Annotated in this window: 17 protein-coding genes; 6 read left to right on the top strand and 11 right to left on the bottom strand. The window is 40.6% G+C overall.

Going from position 1 to position 17,868, the window contains the following annotated elements; genetic code table 11:
- The first annotated feature begins 96 nt into the window (after window positions 1–96).
- From Q4600_RS09745 to Q4600_RS09735, 3 genes are all read left to right on the top strand, one after another.
- Window positions 97–1,221 (top strand): type 1 glutamine amidotransferase domain-containing protein, encoded by a 1,125-nt coding sequence (locus Q4600_RS09745; RefSeq protein WP_303515780.1) that lies wholly within the window; start codon window positions 97–99, stop codon window positions 1,219–1,221.
- 38 nt (window positions 1,222–1,259) lie between these two features.
- A complete protein-coding gene (locus Q4600_RS09740) occupies window positions 1,260–1,961 on the top strand; it encodes a response regulator transcription factor (protein ID WP_303515777.1) in 702 nt (233 codons plus the stop codon).
- A 115-nt stretch (window positions 1,962–2,076) separates the two neighbouring features.
- Window positions 2,077–3,237, top strand: coding sequence for a HAMP domain-containing sensor histidine kinase (locus Q4600_RS09735; RefSeq protein WP_303515775.1), 1,161 nt, complete (start codon window positions 2,077–2,079; stop codon window positions 3,235–3,237).
- An 11-nt stretch (window positions 3,238–3,248) separates the two neighbouring features.
- Here Q4600_RS09735 and Q4600_RS09730 read toward each other — a convergent pair whose 3' ends face one another.
- From Q4600_RS09730 to phhA, 6 genes are all read right to left on the bottom strand, one after another.
- Window positions 3,249–3,998 (bottom strand): hypothetical protein, encoded by a 750-nt coding sequence (locus tag Q4600_RS09730; RefSeq protein WP_303515772.1) that lies wholly within the window; start codon window positions 3,996–3,998, stop codon window positions 3,249–3,251.
- A 218-nt stretch (window positions 3,999–4,216) separates the two neighbouring features.
- A complete protein-coding gene (maiA, locus tag Q4600_RS09725) occupies window positions 4,217–4,867 on the bottom strand; it encodes a maleylacetoacetate isomerase (protein ID WP_303515769.1) in 651 nt (216 codons plus the stop codon).
- Window positions 4,868–4,993: 126 nt separating this feature from the next.
- Complete coding sequence (locus tag Q4600_RS09720; RefSeq protein ID WP_102526298.1) at window positions 4,994–5,980, bottom strand: fumarylacetoacetate hydrolase family protein; 987 nt, start codon at window positions 5,978–5,980, stop codon at window positions 4,994–4,996.
- Between the two features lie 371 nt (window positions 5,981–6,351).
- Window positions 6,352–7,893 carry a transcriptional regulator TyrR gene (gene tyrR, locus Q4600_RS09715; RefSeq protein WP_102526297.1) on the bottom strand — a complete coding sequence of 514 codons (1,542 nt, stop codon included), beginning with the start codon at window positions 7,891–7,893 and terminating at the stop codon, window positions 6,352–6,354.
- 219 nt (window positions 7,894–8,112) lie between these two features.
- Window positions 8,113–8,451: a 4a-hydroxytetrahydrobiopterin dehydratase gene (locus Q4600_RS09710; RefSeq protein WP_102526296.1), complete on the bottom strand. Its 339-nt coding sequence runs from the start codon at window positions 8,449–8,451 to the stop codon at window positions 8,113–8,115.
- Between the two features lie 50 nt (window positions 8,452–8,501).
- Complete coding sequence (gene phhA, locus Q4600_RS09705) at window positions 8,502–9,299, bottom strand: phenylalanine 4-monooxygenase (protein WP_198589506.1); 798 nt, start codon at window positions 9,297–9,299, stop codon at window positions 8,502–8,504.
- A gap of 361 nt (window positions 9,300–9,660) precedes the next feature.
- Between phhA and galE the strand changes: the two genes are divergently transcribed.
- The 3 genes from galE to Q4600_RS09690 all read left to right on the top strand — a co-directional run bounded on the left by galE (window position 9,661) and on the right by Q4600_RS09690 (window position 11,795).
- Window positions 9,661–10,674, top strand: a complete 1,014-nt coding sequence (galE, locus tag Q4600_RS09700) for a UDP-glucose 4-epimerase GalE (RefSeq protein ID WP_303515764.1) — start codon at window positions 9,661–9,663, stop codon at window positions 10,672–10,674.
- A gap of 35 nt (window positions 10,675–10,709) precedes the next feature.
- Window positions 10,710–11,204: a ferredoxin-type protein NapF gene (napF, locus tag Q4600_RS09695; RefSeq protein ID WP_303515761.1), complete on the top strand. Its 495-nt coding sequence runs from the start codon at window positions 10,710–10,712 to the stop codon at window positions 11,202–11,204.
- A gap of 159 nt (window positions 11,205–11,363) precedes the next feature.
- Complete coding sequence (locus Q4600_RS09690) at window positions 11,364–11,795, top strand: polymer-forming cytoskeletal protein (RefSeq protein ID WP_303515760.1); 432 nt, start codon at window positions 11,364–11,366, stop codon at window positions 11,793–11,795.
- 22 nt (window positions 11,796–11,817) lie between these two features.
- Here the strand turns inward: Q4600_RS09690 and Q4600_RS09685 are convergent, their stop codons facing one another.
- From Q4600_RS09685 to Q4600_RS09665, 5 genes are all read right to left on the bottom strand, one after another.
- On the bottom strand, window positions 11,818–12,519 hold the full coding sequence (locus tag Q4600_RS09685; protein WP_229368893.1) for a DUF2982 domain-containing protein: 702 nt from the start codon (window positions 12,517–12,519) through the stop codon (window positions 11,818–11,820).
- Window positions 12,512–13,297 carry an ElyC/SanA/YdcF family protein gene (locus Q4600_RS09680; RefSeq protein ID WP_303515755.1) on the bottom strand — a complete coding sequence of 262 codons (786 nt, stop codon included), beginning with the start codon at window positions 13,295–13,297 and terminating at the stop codon, window positions 12,512–12,514. Before Q4600_RS09680 ends, Q4600_RS09685 begins: the two co-directional genes overlap by 8 nt.
- Window positions 13,298–13,494: 197 nt before the next feature.
- Window positions 13,495–14,394 (bottom strand): fructokinase, encoded by a 900-nt coding sequence (gene mak / locus Q4600_RS09675; RefSeq protein ID WP_303516026.1) that lies wholly within the window; start codon window positions 14,392–14,394, stop codon window positions 13,495–13,497.
- A gap of 147 nt (window positions 14,395–14,541) precedes the next feature.
- Window positions 14,542–15,360 carry a 3'(2'),5'-bisphosphate nucleotidase CysQ gene (gene cysQ, locus Q4600_RS09670; protein ID WP_303515753.1) on the bottom strand — a complete coding sequence of 273 codons (819 nt, stop codon included), beginning with the start codon at window positions 15,358–15,360 and terminating at the stop codon, window positions 14,542–14,544.
- 309 nt (window positions 15,361–15,669) lie between these two features.
- Window positions 15,670–17,736 (bottom strand): glycoside hydrolase family 16 protein, encoded by a 2,067-nt coding sequence (locus Q4600_RS09665; RefSeq protein ID WP_303515751.1) that lies wholly within the window; start codon window positions 17,734–17,736, stop codon window positions 15,670–15,672.
- Window positions 17,737–17,868: the final 132 nt, after the last annotated feature.

Raw genomic sequence — 17,868 nt, 5'->3', positions numbered from 1 at the left:
AACTAACAGCATTAATATGAACCAACAACATTGGGGTTTCACATCTGTTTCACATCAAGGTTGCCAATATATAGGCAACCTAATGGAGGAAACATTATGTACCACTTTAAAAAACAACTCATCCAAGCTCTCGCACTTGCCACTCTCGTTATTTCCACCTTTTCATTTGCCATGCCTTCACAGAAAAAAGTGCTCATGGTAGTGACCAGCTATGGCGAGCAACAAGGTAAAGTCAGCCCAGGCTATGAGTTTGATGAATTCAGTAAAGCCTATTTAGTGTTTAAACAACATGGCATTGCCATTGATGTTGCGAGCCCAAAGGGAGGAAATGTTGAAGCCGACCAATACGACCCTGCCAAACCTTTTAATGCAGCAGTATTAAACGACAATAAGGCAATGGAAAAACTAAGTCATACCTTAAAAGTGAAGTCGCTTTCTGCAAGCCACTACGATGGTATTTTCATCGTTGGCGGAAAAGGAGCCATGTTTGATTTTCCAAAGAACCAAGCATTACAGCAATTAATCGCTGATGTGTATCAGCAGCAAGGTTCAGTTGCTGCCGTATGTCACGGACCTGCTGCACTCGTTAATGTGAAACTCGATAACGGTCAATATTTAGTAGCAAACAAAGCCGTTAATGGGTTTACCAATCAAGAAGAACATTTATTTAGTTCAAAATGGATTAATGACTTTGAGTTTTTACTTGAAGATAAGTTAGTTGAACGCGGTGGCCTGTTTCAATCAAGCGAAATCATGCTAAGCCATGTGACTGTTGATGGTCGTTTAATGACAGGGCAAAATCCAAGTTCAACCATTGCTGTCGCAACTGAATTGGTTCGTTCTTTAGGAATAGCTCCACAACAAATTAAGCAAGACAAAGAAGATAAGACAATGGCGGTCATTGCCGAAATAATCGCAGGTAATAAGCAAGCTATTGCTAAGCTCAACAGCGAACAGTCGCAGTACCAATTACCTTTAGTTGGTATGTATGGTTTTTACTACCTAAAAGTTGCAACAACCAATCAGCAGCGTGAAAACGCATTAACCTTAATGAAGCTGGGGCAAGAAGCTATCAACAAGCCTAGTCTCGATATGAAAATAGCCAATACCCAAGTTGAACTCGATAAGCATGAAGCTGCCGTCTCAACTTTGAAGCAGTTACTTACGAAAAAACCTGACTTTAAACCCGCATTAGACTTGTTAAAAACCCTGTCTTTATAATAAGTTACTTTTAGTCATCAAGAATAATCGGAGTGTTCATGACGCAAAAGGCCAATTCACTGAATATTTTACTGGTAGAAGATCAGCTTAATATCGCTAACAACATAGCTGATTACATGGAGTCAAAAGGACATATTTTTGATTTTGCGACTCAAGGTAAACAAGGTTTATCATTGGCACTAGAGCAATACTACGATTTGATTATTCTTGATTTAAATTTACCCACAATGGACGGCCTTGAAGTGTGCCAGCAGATAAGAGAAAAAGCTGACCGCTATATCCCTATCCTGATGCTTACTGCACGCGACAGTGTTGAAGATAAAGTATCTGGTTTTACAGTCGGTGCTGATGACTACCTTACTAAACCATTTTCATTGCAAGAATTAGAAGTACGTTGCCTCGCTCTTTCAAGGCGGCACTTATTACAAACCAAGGATGTAATCCATATCGGCCCTTTATCTATCAACAGAAAACAAAAAGAAATTCAACGAGATGGTAAAATATTGGCACTTCACTCTATGGGCTATCGTATTTTAATCATTCTAGCCGAAGCTTACCCGCAAGTGGTCAGTCGCTCAGAGCTAAGTCATAAACTCTGGGGCGATAGCCCAACAGAATCAGATGCGATACGCTCACATATCTATCAATTACGTACAGTGCTTGATAAACCATTTTCACAACCGCTGTTAAAAACAATACACGGTGTCGGTTTTTCACTTCACATTCCAGTTCGAGATTAATCTTATGACTAACAATACAGGTAGATTTCATAGTTTAAGTCGACGAATCGTCATCATTTTTTGCATGTTTACTTTAGCACTATCACTGGTTTTTAGTTCTATAGCCTTTATTTTAATGTATACCTTGGAGGACAGTTTCATTGAAAAAACCATTGTTCAAGAAGCGGAATACTTAAATCAGGTATACCAGAGTACGGGACAGTGGCCATCAACAAGGCAAGGTAATATGCAGCTGTATTTCTCAAAAGAAAGCTTCCCTGAAGATATTCGACAAACCTCAATTGCTGAACCTAGACGTAAAGAGTTTTACGGACATAACAATCGCCATTACCACTTACACACACTCACCGAACAACCAAATACATTTCTTGTTGCTGAGGTAAGCGCCGACTTGTTAGTACGCCCCATAAGAGGCGAGATAATCAAGTTTCTTCTAATGAGCACACTTATAGTCACCATAAGTGCGTGCCTCATTGCATGGTTGATGGGAAGAAGAACGACTCGACCTTTAAAACAATTAGCGCAATTAGTTAACGGTGTTGCGCCTGAAAATATTCCAGAAAAATTTGCTCACCATTATCCGAATAACGAGATTGGTATTTTAGCGACAACCTTAGAACGCACACTAAAAAATATGAGCAATGCATTAGAGCGAGAAAAATGTTTTACCAGAGACACCAGTCACGAATTACGCACACCTCTGGCAATCATTAAAAATGCAGTTGAAGTATACATGTGCAAAGCCACGCTCAATAATCAAGATAAACAAGTGCTTAATCGAATCAATGAAGCCTGCCAACAAATGGAGCAAACTGTTTCTACGTTACTAATACTTGCTCGCGAAGAAAATACCCAAGCCACGCAAGAGGCAACAAAGCTCATGCCAATGGTTGAAGCATCAGTGATCAACAATCATTATATCTTGGCAAATAAGCCGGTAGAGGTTGAAATAGACAACTCATGCAACATTACAATCACTTGTCAGGCTGGCATGTTAAAAGTATTAATCAACAATCTTATTAGTAATGCATTTCAATATACTGAACATGGCAAAGTCAGTATTTTATTCATGGACAACCAAATCATTGTCAAAGATACAGGCCCAGGTATCGAGGCAGAAATTTCAAATAAAATAACCGAACCCGCCATTAAAGGCAGTCAAAGTACAGGCTTTGGCTTTGGTTTATCTATCGTAAAAAGACTATGTGACCACCAAGGTTGGCAACTTGTAGTAACCAGTGACCAAGGCACAACTGTCTCAGTCACATTAAGTTAATTCTATGATTATTAACGCGCACCAATGTATTGATAATCTGAAAAGGTATCAGTTGAGGTTTCATCAATGTCGGTAAAAAAGGCAAAATGGCCTTTCATTGCCAGTTGGTTTTGATATAGCAACACTGACTCTTGCAATTTAATGAAGCTAAATACTAATTTAAAATCGGTTATTTTGGCGCTAAACATTGGAGAAAATGATTCCGTATTAGTAATAATCAAGGTTTCAATAAACTGGTTGTTTTTATCGTAAATTAATTGGCCATGGAGTTTTTTACTGCCCTCCTCACCTAGCTTTTTAAGGTATACATTAAAGTTTGCTTGCAGCTTGAATTCATCTTCAGCAGCAAAGGTTAAACTGCCTTGCTGAATCAAATCTGTTGGTTTAATCGATATATTATGGCCATTGTCTTTATTTTCAGCGGACTCTACTTTGCCCGCTATAAAATCACTAGTTTGCTGTTTAGTCGGCAATTGGCCATTGATTAATTCGAGTGACCACCGCTGAGAAATGTCTTTGTGCGGGGTAAAGCGCTCAAGACTGCTAGTGACATTACCCTCTTCATTTTCAAAGCGCGATACTTCATACGACCATTCTTTTCGACGAGTTTGTTCAAGGTGTTCAATTGCTGTTGCAATTGTTGTTTGCAAATAGCGAGGGTTTTCAAACAAGCTACTTTGTACATGTTGAGCATTGTCATTAGCGGCTAACTGAAAACTGATACCAAGAGACAACACAATGAGCAAATATTTAAACTTCATTAGAATTCCTTGTAGATATTTTAGTGAAGAAAACTTACGCCATCCGATGTGAAACGCTTGTGAAATGACAGGCTTAATTAACAAGAGCACAAGCATAGGCTTGGAATACCAATGAGGAAGCAAATATAGATTGGTTGTGGGTGATAAAGAACCAAACACCTCAGCTTGATGTGGTTCTTTTTTACATTGTGATTTAGTTATAGAAAACGCTTTAGCTATTAAGTTGCATCGTGTTGTTTTTCTGGAGATGCCGCATCGAACGCTGCCAGATCAGTACACGCTTTATCAATACGTAAAATATTGGGATATGCTGCCATATCGACGTTAAAACGTCTGGCGTTATACACTTGCGGTATTAAGCATAAGTCTGCCATTGTGACCGAATCGCCAAAACAGAATTGCCCTGCATGTTTATCTAATTGTGCTTCTAGTGCTTTAAAACCGAGGTGGATCCAATGGTGATACCACACCATTTTATTTTCTTCGGTGACATTCATGTCATTAACTAAATATTTCAACACCCTTAAGTTATCCAGCGGATGAACTTCGCAGGCTAATGTTTGCGCCATCGCGCGTACAATTGCTCTTTCTTGGTGACGTTCAGGCAATAGTGGAGATTGCGGGTAACTTTCATCTAAGTATTCAATAATCGCCATAGATTGTGTAATGCAAAAATCACCATGTTCGCCAATATCAATTAAAGCCGGTACCAAGTTCTGTGGGTTCAAACGTTCGAAAGATGCAGTATGTTGCTCCCCACCATTGTTAACTAAATGGACTGAAACATGCTCAGCGGTTAGTTGTTTTAAATTAAGTGCAATTCTAACTCGGTAGGCTGCGCTTGAGCGCCAATATCCATAAAGCTTCATCGTCTTTCCTTATTACTTTTGCCGACATTATATCTACGCAAAATATCACTCATATTAAAAAAGCAATAACGAATCGCTATTGCTTTTTGGTAAATATCTTATCTTAATGATATACAACTAAAGGTACTAGCCTTTATATTCAACAACTTTCTGATCAATCGAACCGAATATGCTGCTGTCATTGTCATCGAACATTTCGATGCGCACTGTATCGCCAAAACGCATAAATGGTGTGCTAGGCTTGCCATCGGCAATGATTTCTAACATGCGCTTTTCAGCTAAACAGCTTGAACCTGCACTACGGTCATAGTTCGAAATTGTGCCTGAACCAATCACAGCGCCAGCACATAGTGGGCGAGTTTTAGCGACATGAGCCACTAATTGACTGAAATCAAATGTCATATCAACACCAGCATTTGGACGACCAAACAGCTCACCATTTAGATGGGTAACAAGTGGTAAATGGACTTTACTGTCTTGCCATTTTTCACCTAATTCATCAGGGGTAATCGCCACTGGCGAAAATGCGCTTGATGGCTTAGATTGGAAAAAGCCAAACCCTTTAGCGAGTTCACCTGGAATAAGGTTACGCAGTGAAACGTCATTAACCAGCATCAATAATTTTATGTGTTGCTGTGCATTTTCAGCGCCAACGCCCATTTTTACATCATCAGTGATCACTGCTATTTCAGATTCAAAATCAATACCGTATTCTTCACTGGCCATTTCAATATCAGCTTTAGGGCCAATAAAGCAATCAGAACCACCTTGATAAACCAGTGGGTCAGTCCAGAATGTTTCTGGCATTTCAGCGCCACGGGCTTTACGCACTAATTCCACATGGTTTACATAAGCACTGCCATCAGCCCATTGATATGCGCGTGGTAAAGGCGATAAACAACGTGCTTCGTCAAAATCCACTGCATTATCCATTTGACCCGCATTCAACGCTTCATACAGCTCTTGTAGCTGAGGATTCAGTAAATCCCATGCATCAAGTAATTGTTGCATTGTTTTCGCAATAGCAGGTACTGCAACGGTTTTAGTTAAATCTTTGCTAACCAACATCAGCTGGCCATCGCGGCGACCGTTGTTATAACTTGCAAGTTTCATTCTGACTCCTAAATAGGTACAAATAAAGTTGATATCAAATAAATAAAATTGTCATCACTGCTGAGTGTGTAGCTCAATAAAACATAGCTTATGTTCCACTTTTAACCGATACACATCGCAGGTTAATACCAACAAAAATAGCCTTCTTAAGGCTAGAAATACCTTAAGCTTAGCCAAATTAATATAGCGTGAGGCAAATCACATTTTTGCAAGGTAGTCTAGGTTTTGTAAACCTTTTGATACATTGCTCAAGATAATGCCAATTAAAGCAATAAACGTCTTGAAAACACGACAATGCCAGCGTATTGCTGGCATTAAATCGTTACACAAGATTTGAGTCTCAGTTTCTACACATTGACCTTTACCGCTAATTATCGTTTTTTGGTAATTTTGTAATCTCGTAATTTATTAGCAATTGCGGTGTGGGAAACCCCCAGTTTTTTCGCCAACTGACGCGTACTTGGGTAAGCAGGATATAAGCGCCTTAGTAAGCTTGCTTCATATTCTTTCATGGCTTGATCTAAACTGCCTTCGAACTCTTCGTCAAAGTAACCAAAACCTTCTGCATAAGATGGCAGTTTTAATTGTTCAACGGTTAACTCCGCAGAGCCATCCCACATTGAAACAGCTCTAAATATCGCATTTTTTAATTGGCGAACATTGCCAGGCCAAGCGTAAGTGAACAGATAATCACGACAACTGGCAGAAATACGTCGAAGCGGACTAGAGAGTTGCTGGCTGTAATGCTCTAAGAACATCTCCGTTAACGGTATAACATCGACTTTACGCTCACGCAATGATGGCATGTGATAACTCAAGACGTGAATGCGATAATATAAATCCTCTCTAAACTCACCTGATTGACATAACTCAGCTAAATTCTTCTGGGTTGAACAAATAATACGTACATCAGCACGCACTTCTTCATCACCGCCAATACGTCTAAATGTACCGTCTTGCAACAGACGCAGTAATTTAACTTGCGCCGCTTTCGACATTTCAGCAATTTCATCTAAAAATACCGTACCGCCCTTTGCTTCTTCAAACAAACCGCGTTTAACGACTTGGCCTTCATTAGAAACAAAGCCAAATAACTCTTCTTCGGCAACACTGTCTGGGAGCGCGGCGCAATTAATTGGGATAAAAGGGTGTTCACGTCGCATGCTGGCATCATGGCTGGCTTTCGCCATTAACTCTTTACCAGTGCCTGTTTCACCGGTGATGAGTAACGGTGCATCAAGTTGCGCCATTCGCTTAGCTTGCTTAAGCACATCTTTCATTTTATCGCTAACAGCCAATACATTATCAAAACCAGTGGTTTGATTCTGTAATGCATTGAATTGCTTACCGACTCTTGCTGGAGATTTAAGTGACACCACTGCGCCCGCAAGAATGCTGGCATTATTTTCATCGGGTAGATAAATCGGCAGCATTTCGGCTAAGTATTCATTGGTACCAATTTGAACCCGTGTAGCTTGTGCAAGCACTGGGGCTTCGGTTAACCAACGCGAAAAGTTAAATCCTTGCACCCAATGATTTAACGACTCATCAATCACTTCATGTTCTTGCATATTTAACGTCAATAAAGCCGACTCGTTTACAATACGAATACGTCCTTTAGCGTTTATGGAGAACACAGAATCAGGTAAGGTTTTTAATAAGGTTTTTAACGCATAATGTTCTTGCTCTGAGGGCATAAACGAGACAGTACGAACATCATGTACGCTTTCTACTTTACGAATAAGAGGCATTAATTCGCTTAAGGTTTCGAAACCGATTTCAGCAAATTGTAAGTATAGAAATCCCCGGTTACTGGCATCAATTGCGATTAAGTTAATGCCATAATTTTCTAGCACTTCGAGAATATCTTTCGCAAGGCCGATGCGATCTAAACAGCTCACTTCCAAACGCATATACAACTATTCCCTATCAGTCATTTTTTCTGGAATATACGAGGATTAATGAAAATCTCATTTAAAAATAATGAGAAATACCATCCTTCTTTATTTGTGAGCGATACGTTAAAAGGTTATGAGGCGTGTGGCAAGTGTTGTTTACAGTGGAATTGTAACAGGGGAAGTATTTCAGCAGGTTACGTTAACGTAACCTGCTGAAATTCATGATGAAGATAATTAACCAATTAACTGGTCTGTTTTCGCCGCCATGATGAAATCATTCTTATGTAAGCCTTTTATTGAATGTGACCACCACGTTACCGTGACTTTTCCCCATTCAGTTAAAATTCCTGGGTGATGAAATTCTGCTTCAGCAAGCTCGGCTAATTGATTAGTAAAAACCATCGCAAGTTTGAAGTTTTTAAACTTATACACGCGTTCTAGTTGATTAATACCATCGCGATTTTCAACACGCCATTCAGGTACCATTTTACTGAACTCAACCATTTCTTGCTCAGTTACTTTTGGGGCATCAATTTGGCAAGCTTCACATTTCAACTCTGATAAATCAGACATAACAACTCCTGGGTAAAGTAATTTATTCTTATTAAATTTAATTCTGTCGCTTAACTGGCAATGGTTTTAGGTGCAAATTTGGGTTCAAGCAGTCCCAACTTACGTGCTTCAGTCACGGCTGCCATAATATCCATCTTGGCAATTTCATCAAGATAATCAACACTGTCGATGACGTAATAAACAGGCTGCATGATATCGATGCGGTATGGCGTTCTTAGCACTTCAATCAGATCAAATGGCTTACGCTCAGGTTCATCGCTTAATGCATATAAGGTCTCACCGGGAGAGCTTAAAATGCCGCCGCCATAAATATTCAATTCGCCATCAGCACCTTTTACTAAGCCAAACTCTACAGTGAACCAATAAAGTCTCGCTAAAAAGACTCTCTCTTCTTTTGTCGCAGCTAACCCTAATTGACCATAAATATGCGAAAAACGCGCAAATGAAGGGTTGGTTAATAATGGGCAATGACCAAAGATTTCATGAAAAATATCGGGCTCTTGTAAGTAATCAAACTCTTCCTTAGTACGAATGAATGTCGCCACTGGGAATTGTTTATTTGCCAGCAGCTCAAAGAACTTTCCGAATGAAATAAGTGCAGGCACGCCAGCCGTTGTCCAGCCAGTTGCCTCAAGTAGCACCTTATCGATTTCTTTTAATTGTGGCACTCGGTTGCTTGGCATAGCCAAAGCATCCAATCCTTGCATGTAGGCATCACAAGCGCGGCCAGGCATATTGATGGCTTGTCGCTGATACAGTTGATGCCATACATCATGTTCTTCATCTGTGTATTGAATATAGCCCTGATTGTCAGGGATCTTAGCGGTATAGTTTGTTGCTTTGCTCATAAGTGTCACTTTACGTAAACTGCTCTCCCTTCATAGTGTGCTAAGGTTTCAAATTTGTTAACAACCTCAGGGTTTATTCTTGGTCCATGTGGTAGCAACAAACGTAAACTATTCACTACAAGTTACCATAATTAGAAAATTACTCTTTTAAAATCAACAAACTAAAATGTAGTTAATGTTTGACAAACGAGGCGATAACTTCAAAATTACTTTGTTGGCATTTTGCTTTAACTTCTAGCTGAGACGCTAAAATAGATAAAAGACAACAAATGTTATATTCAGCTCGATAACTTCAGTACAATAAGTTTAATTGTATAATTCAATCGAATAGTTTGTCGTACGACAGCGTTAAGGAAAGACCATGGCAATTTTAGTTACAGGCGGTGCTGGGTACATAGGAAGCCATACTGTTGTTGAACTTTTGAATGCCGATCAGCAAGTCATTATCGTAGATAATCTATCGAACGCCAACGTTAACGCCCTTGAGCGTATCGAAACCATAACTGGTAAAGCCTGTGTTTTTTACCAAGGCAGTGTGCTTAATAAAGCCCTACTACATAAGATTTTTACCGATCACCCTATTGAATCTGTGATTCATTTTGCAGGTCTTAAAGCTGTAGGTGAGTCTGTTATTAAGCCTCTGCAGTATTACGAAACCAATGTCACTGGCACCATTATTTTATGCCAAGTGATGGCTGAGCATAACGTAAAACAGCTGGTGTTCAGTTCGTCCGCGACCGTTTATGGCATCCCTGAAGGTTTACCTATTCGTGAAGACTTCAGCACAGGTGCAACCAATCCTTATGGGCAGTCAAAATTAATGGTTGAACAACTGTTACGAGACTTACAGGTGGCCGATAATCAGTGGAATATTGCCGTACTGAGATACTTTAACCCGGTTGGCGCCCATCAAAGTGGTTTAATTGGTGAAGATCCAGCTGATATACCCAATAATTTAATGCCATTTATCTGCCAAGTTGCTGTGGGGAATATCCCTGAGCTAAAAATATTCGGTAATGATTATCTAACACCAGATGGCACCGGAATTCGCGATTACATTCATGTCGTTGATTTAGCTCAAGGTCATTTAAAAGCGTTACAAAAGTTATCAGAGCAACCTGGCATAGTGACCTATAACTTAGGTACAGGAAGGGGCTACAGTGTTATCGAAATCATTAAAGCGTTTGAACTGGTCAGCGGTAAACAGATCCCCTATCGTTTTGCCCCACGCCGTGATGGCGATCTTGCAGCATATTTTGCCGATGCAAGCCTTGCTTATGAAGAATTAGACTGGCAACCATTGCACACGCTTGAATCAATGGTTGAAAGCAGTTGGTTGTGGCAATCTAAGAACCCTAATGGTTATAACGATTAGCCTAACTTAATCTATTTTGTGTTACCGGAAGAAATATGAGCCAATCAATTAATCACAGTCGCAGAAACTTGTTTCGTCGTAAAAAGTTTGATGCGCAAAGACCACCTTGGGTAAAGTCTGATATTGAATTTACCGATGAGTGCACCCGCTGTAATGCCTGCATCGACGCATGCGAGACCAAGGTATTAATTAAAGGCGACGGCGGTTTTCCGGAAATCAAATTTACTGAAGATGAATGCACCTTTTGTCAGCAGTGTGCCACTGTGTGTAAAGAGCCCATTTTTGACCTAGCTCAAGAGCAACCATGGACGATTAAAGCGACTATTAATGACTCTTGTTTGACCTATAAAGGGGTTTGGTGTCAAAGCTGTAAAGATGCATGCGACCCAGGAGCGATTAGTTTTAAGATGGCGGTTGGACAGGTACCAAAACCAATTATTGATACTGAAGCTTGTACTGGATGCGGCGCTTGTGTTTCGCCTTGTCCATCAGTGTCAATTAGTATCAATGAGTCAAAAATCGGCGATTAATGGTGATTTCTACTGAGCAGTGTCAGAAAAAGTCAGTGTCGTCAAAATATAATGGTTTTTTTTGATTTTATTTGCCGTTATATTAATGTTAATTTTTATAATAAAGCCATTTCGGTCGCTTATATATAGTGGACTAATTTGCGAAAAAAGAGAGCCTACATGTTTAGTAAAAAAAGCCCTACCAGTAACTTAAGTTTCATCGCTAATGATTGTGAATTAACGGGTAATATTAAAGTCGCTGGAGATGTACTCATCGCGGGTAAAATCAATGGTGAAATTCGTGCATCAGGCAATGTAACTGTAGAACCTTCTGGCGTGATTACAGGCGGCGTTGTCTGTGTTGAAGCCACCGTTTCAGGCTTAATAAATGGCAATATTACTTGTGAGAAGCTTTCGATTACTAACACGGGAACCTTTGACGGTGAAGTGTACAGTAAACGTATGGAAATATTAGATAATGGGCAGTTTATTGGCTACCGTAAAGCCTATGACGAAAGCCTAGAACACAAGAGCTTGCTTAATGAAAAGGTGGTTAGTCCAGAAGCTGATAAATCAACTGATAACCCTCAGCTGTCAGCAGTTAACGCGTAACTGACAGTTAAAAACTAATAATTTAGTTATCGTTTGTATTGATAAAATGCACTTGCTGCCACTCGCGAAGTAGCTCAACGAACTCTGCGGGTGGTCTATCAAGACTATCAATCGAAATATACAGATGAAACCCCAAATGACTTTCTAGGGTTTGACAACGATGCCCAAACATCGCTAATACACCTCGATAGCGATCACCGTTCACCACTAATGGGGTAAATTCAGCCCCAAGATACGTTTCTAGACTCTGTAAATCTTCATCTTGTGTCGCAGCGGTCATTAATAGCGGACGTTGTTCCCCTAATAACCCCGTTGCCAACCTCGGTGAAATACAATCTAAAATCGGATTAATTTGCTTTAATTTAAAACCAATATAAGGCAGTTCAATTAACTCAAGGTTTTGTGTCACTCTAGATACATCAACACGTTGAATATTGTCCCAACTAATGTGCACTGTGCCACGTTGATGAAAGTAATCTAGTCCCGTCTCGGTCAGTTTAAAGCTTGCCTTAGGCTGATTAACTTTGGCTATCCCTAATATTAAACTCACACTGCCAAAACCAAATAACACAATGCCGATACCAAAAAGATGTTGGGCATTGATAAACAATACTAGGCTGATAATCAGCGCTATTGCGCCAAAAACACTCAATGTGATGCCATTTCGCTTGCCAAATGGGCTGATTAATAATGTTTTATCATCTAGGTTTGTTTCATTAGACATTGGTGACTAACCCTTTAACTTTTATCCATAGCATGCCGATATACTCGTGAATGGAGCGTTGTGAAATAAATAGGTTTTCAGCACTAAAACGCCACCAGTAACCTGGAGAGCTTAAAAAATTAGTTGGTGCAGCAACCGGTGAGAGCTCATTAGCAGTGAAAATCATCATCGAGCGAGGTATATGGGTCGCTGATGTCACTAAAATAAATGGTTTTTTACCAACAATGCTTTTCATTGAACGTGCTTCTTCGATGGTATCAAGTGCATCAGGGAAAGTGACGATGCTATCTTCGCTAACGCCTAGCTCAATTGCCGCTTGTTTCATGATGATGGCATGTGGTGTTGGGGTTAAGCCGCCACTCCAGCCACTCACCACTAAAGTACACTGTGTATCTGAAAGCGACAGTTGCCTAATGCCCTCAGAAAGTCTTGATAAAGCAGTAGCCGATAATTGCTGAACTGCACTGATAGCGTTATTTTCTCGATGGGCAGATCCCAGTACCATCACAAAACAAGCATCATGACTAATTTGTGTCAACGGTAACTCGTTAACTGGATATCTTGACTCTAAACTGTTCGCGAGGTTGGCAGAAATAAAAGAGTTACTTAATAGCATTAAGCTCGATATGCCAACCAATAAACATAACTGGCCAAATGACTTAAATTTTTTAGCCTGAAAACGCCAAATAAAAAGTGCGAACAATAAACAAATTAAAATAAACGGCACCGGCATTACAAATTGCGACAGGCCTTTTTTAAACCAAAACATCAATTTCATCTGCTGTTTACCTGCTCAATTAGAAGGGGCTAAAGTAAATTAGCTGTATTGTATCTTTTGCGACAGCAGATTGCGAAAATTACCGATATTCAATTAGATTTTGCAAATAAACCCAATAAAAAAGGTGCTCACAGAGCACCTTAATATCAGCAATTTATACTGGCAAAGCTTATTAATTGATGAGGACCAATTAAGTGTTACTCTTTGCCCCACAACCATGCAGCGCCACGTACACCTGATGAAGCGCCAAATTCATTCTTAACCACAATTGTGTTGCACTCACGGCCGACTACGTATTTAGGTAACACTTTTGGTAGCTCAGTATAGATTGCATCAATATTTGACACCCCACCGCCTAATACAATCACATCAGGGTCTAACATATTAATCAGATGCGCTAATGAACGTGCTAAACGGTCTATATAACGAACAAATGCTTGGGTCGCTAACGGATCACCTTCTGCCATCATTTGTGAAATTTGAATACCACTGTCTGCCACGCCGCCTGATCGGCGAAAATCTCGTACCCAACCCGTGCCCGATATAAAAGTTTCAATACAATCTTTATTGCCACAAAAACATGAAGTGGAGTTGAATTCATCAGATGTCATCCAAGGCAGTGGATTATGTCCCCACTCACCTGCAATACCATTGCCGCCAGCATGCACTCGACCATTTATCGATAAACCGCCGCCACAACCAGTGCCAATAATAACCCCAAAGACCACACCTTTACCTGCAGCTGCGCCATCAACGGCTTCAGATACAGCAAAACAGTTTGCATCATTTGCAATGCGCACTTCTCTATCAAGACGTGCACTTAAATCTTTATCTAATGGATGGCCATTAATCCAAGTAGAATTTGAGTTTTTAACTAACCCTGTAAAGGGTGAAACCACTCCAGGGATCCCAACGCCAACCGAGCCTTTTTGTTGAGTATCAGCTTCAGCCTCATCTACTAAACCAATAATGGCATCTAAGGTATCAGGATAATTTCTCGGGGTAGGAACACGTTTACGAAACAATTCGCTACCATCTTCAGCTAATGCCACTAATTCAATTTTTGTCCCGCCAAGATCAACACCCATGCGCATCATAGCTTTAGTCTCCATTTAATTATAATCTGTCATTCGATACGCATTTGATGCTGCAACCATGATGGTTCATAGGATGTTTAATGACTTAATCTCTGTGTGCTACCACTTTAATACACACAAATATGTTAGCCAATAAACAATACTAAGCTATGTACGCTCAAACCATTTTGGTGATGCTGCTATAAAATACGGATTTAAAATATTTTCTTTTTGGTTGTACTCAAGCGGTGTGAGTTCAGGGTAAATAAGCACCTGACCACCCGCACTTTCTAATACCGCTTGCGCCGCACCAGTATCCCACTCGCTAGTTAAGCCTAAACGTGGATAAACATCTGCATTGCCTTCAGCAACTAAGCAAAACTTCAGCGAACTCCCCACACTTTGCATTTGGTGGTCGCCGATATTAGCAACGTATTCAGCAAGGCCAGGGCTAATATGTGAACGGCTACCGACCACAATAGGCTTATCATTAATCTGTTGCTGACTGATATCCAACACTTGCTGCTTTGCGTTACTTTCTAACCATGCACCCTCGCCTAAGAGGCCTGAGTAGCATTTATTTAATACAGGGGCGTACACGACACCCGCCACGGCTTTGCCGTTATGGATAAGCGCAATGTTGACCGTAAACTCGCCATTGCGTTTAATAAATTCTTTGGTGCCATCTAATGGATCAATTAACCAATAGGTTGGCCAGTTTCTTCTTACATTCCAATCAATATCAGCAGCTTCTTCACTCATCACTGGTATATCAACAAAATGTTTTTCAAGTTCAGCGACAATCACATTATGGCTGGCGATATCGGCTGCCGTAACTGGGCTGTCATCTTGCTTTTGCTCAATTTGCAAGTCAGGCTTTGAATACACTTGCATAATCGCGTCACCTGCCTGCTTGGCAATGGTAATGACGGTATCGAGCTGTGCTTTAGTTAAGCTTGTATGTTGTACTAATTTTTTATTACTCAAAGGGAATTCCTTAGAAAATACCGACATTTAAGCCAGAAAATTATCAACATACATTATGCCACCTTGCTTATTAAAGATTTATAACTATTTTGTTTGTCTTAGACATTTAACATGATTGAAATTAATGCCATTAAATGGCTTGTACCACGGGTTTTCTTTATTCACTCACACTAGATTTCTAACGTGATGTAATCTGATTTCATTCAAGGCTAAAACTTTATTGTTACTTATTTGTAACGCCAGCTTGATAGTAAGCCAAGAGCGATGAGCTTAAAACCCTCATCGCCTTGACTGCATTCGTATTCAAACTTATTTAGTCAACATCACATTATCAACTTGCATCACGACACCACTTTGATTACCCCATGCAGGAAAGATAACTAAAGGTGTATCCACTTGAGTTAAATCTAAACTAGAACCTGTATTGGCTACGACATCTGCAAACGCTATTTTGTAATGAGTCCAAACACCAATTTCAGGCGCATCAATCGCAAAGTCACCTGAACTGCATGGATGACCACAGTCGACTTTAATATTAAAATCTCTTACTTCACGTGGGTCGCTGGTGACATTCAAATCAAACTCGACAAAGTTAAAGCTACTGACGTCTTGCTGAAAATTTGCACTTTGAAAATACACCACGGCTTCATTAGTATTAAAGCTAAATTGGCTCACAAGATTATTGTCACCACCAACATCAACCTGTTCAATTGCAACACTCCCTGTTGCCGCATAATGACCAATTTCAAAAGGCGCTTTAACTGCATCATCATAAACAATTAATTCATCAGATTGAGACACTTCATATTCATAGCGCACATTATCAATTTGCAGGCTCATATTGCCTAAAGGCTCTATCACAAAAGGGTTGGCTACCGAGGCTAAATCAACAAAGCTTCCCGGTGAAAATCGATTACCACTGGCAACAAGGTCGGCAATAGGTAAGCGAATTTCACTCCAAGTATTTAACTCGGGTAAAACCACGCTGGTGTCGCTAACATTGGGCCAGCCACTGTCTATTTTAACCAATAGCTCCACGTCATTATCGGTGCTAATGACATTCAAATCGAAAACTAACACGCCATTCGTCGCCCAATGGGATAAATCAGCCGTGGGAGGGTGTGCAAAATAAGCGTTCCCCGTTGCGCCAACCTTGTCTAACTGAAGCACTTCGCCGCGCCCTTCAACCTCAACAGCAGCAAGCGTGACAGAACCATCAGGGTTATAGCTGTCTAAGCTTAGCCCTTCGCTGAGCTCGTCATCATATAAAATGAATTCTGGCCCAGCTCCAATATCAGTCGATGGCGTGGTGATTTCAGGTGCTGTATGGCCTTCGACCATTTCAGCGCTTTCGCTAATAGACGCACAGCCTTGTCCTGTTTCTGGCGAAACACTGCATTCATACACTCGTACATAATCCACTTCTAACGTCTGTGGGAATACGCTTTCATCCACCCCAGTATTATTGACATTCGCCGCCCACGTGCCGCCAACTGCTAGGTTTAAAATCATATGAAATGGCTGATTGTAGGGCGCATCTTCTGGAGCACTTTGAAGGTTCCCATCTGTATCCGTGTATTGGCTATACCAGCCTGCTGAAGTTTGAGTGGCAAAATGAACCTCATCAACGTACCAACGGATCTCATCTTTTTCCCATTCCACTGCGTACACATGAAAATCGTCAGCAGGGTTTGCTCCTTCTGGCAGTGAATATTCTGCGCCAGAATAAACATTTCCAGGCCATGCTTTGCCATAATGCAAAGTACCGTGAATACGAGACTCTGGTTCAGAACCTTCGGTAACTACTTTTAAATTCACCGCTTCCATGATGTCGATTTCACCCGACCCCGCCCAAGGGCCATACACCCAATCCGTTGGTAGCATCCAGATTGCAGGCCACGTTCCTTGGCCTTGAGGCATTTTGGCGCGGATCTCAAAACGGCCGTATTTCCAATCCCCTTTATGGGTGGAATCTAATCTTGCCGAGGTATAAGGTTGCTGCTTAGATGTATCGGTTGCATCGTAATTAGGATCGCCTAAAGCCACGGCTGGACCGCTAAAATCTTCTCGCTCAGCCGTTATCACTAACATGCCATCAGCTACTTTGCTGTTTTCATCACGCTGGGTATAACACTGATGTTCTTCATTACCCCCACCATAACAGTTATGGGCAAGATTCCATTTTTCTAGATCAATCGCAGTTCCGTCAAACTCATCACTCCAAACTAGTGTCCACGGGCTTTCTTGTGGCTGTTCGACGGTGTTATCAACCGATGTAATATCATTTTCTGTTGAGCTATCTGAACCACAACCAACTAGCAATGCTGCGGCGATACTCATACTGGTGAAGGTTAAAGTTGATGTTAATTTTTTCATTTTCCCCCCAAGGAAATAGTAAAATAACTTGAAAAAAATCCAACAAAATCCCTTACAAAGTTAATTGCAAGTTCACAACAGTGCAGGAGTTATTGCCAGTTGATTGTCTTAACAATCAACTGGCAAAGATTA

Source organism: Shewanella sp. 2_MG-2023 (assembly GCF_030548905.1).
Classification (GTDB): domain Bacteria; phylum Pseudomonadota; class Gammaproteobacteria; order Enterobacterales; family Shewanellaceae; genus Shewanella; species Shewanella electrodiphila.
Note: the sequence above shows the minus strand (reverse complement) of the source record. Positions and strands in the feature narration are given on the sequence as shown.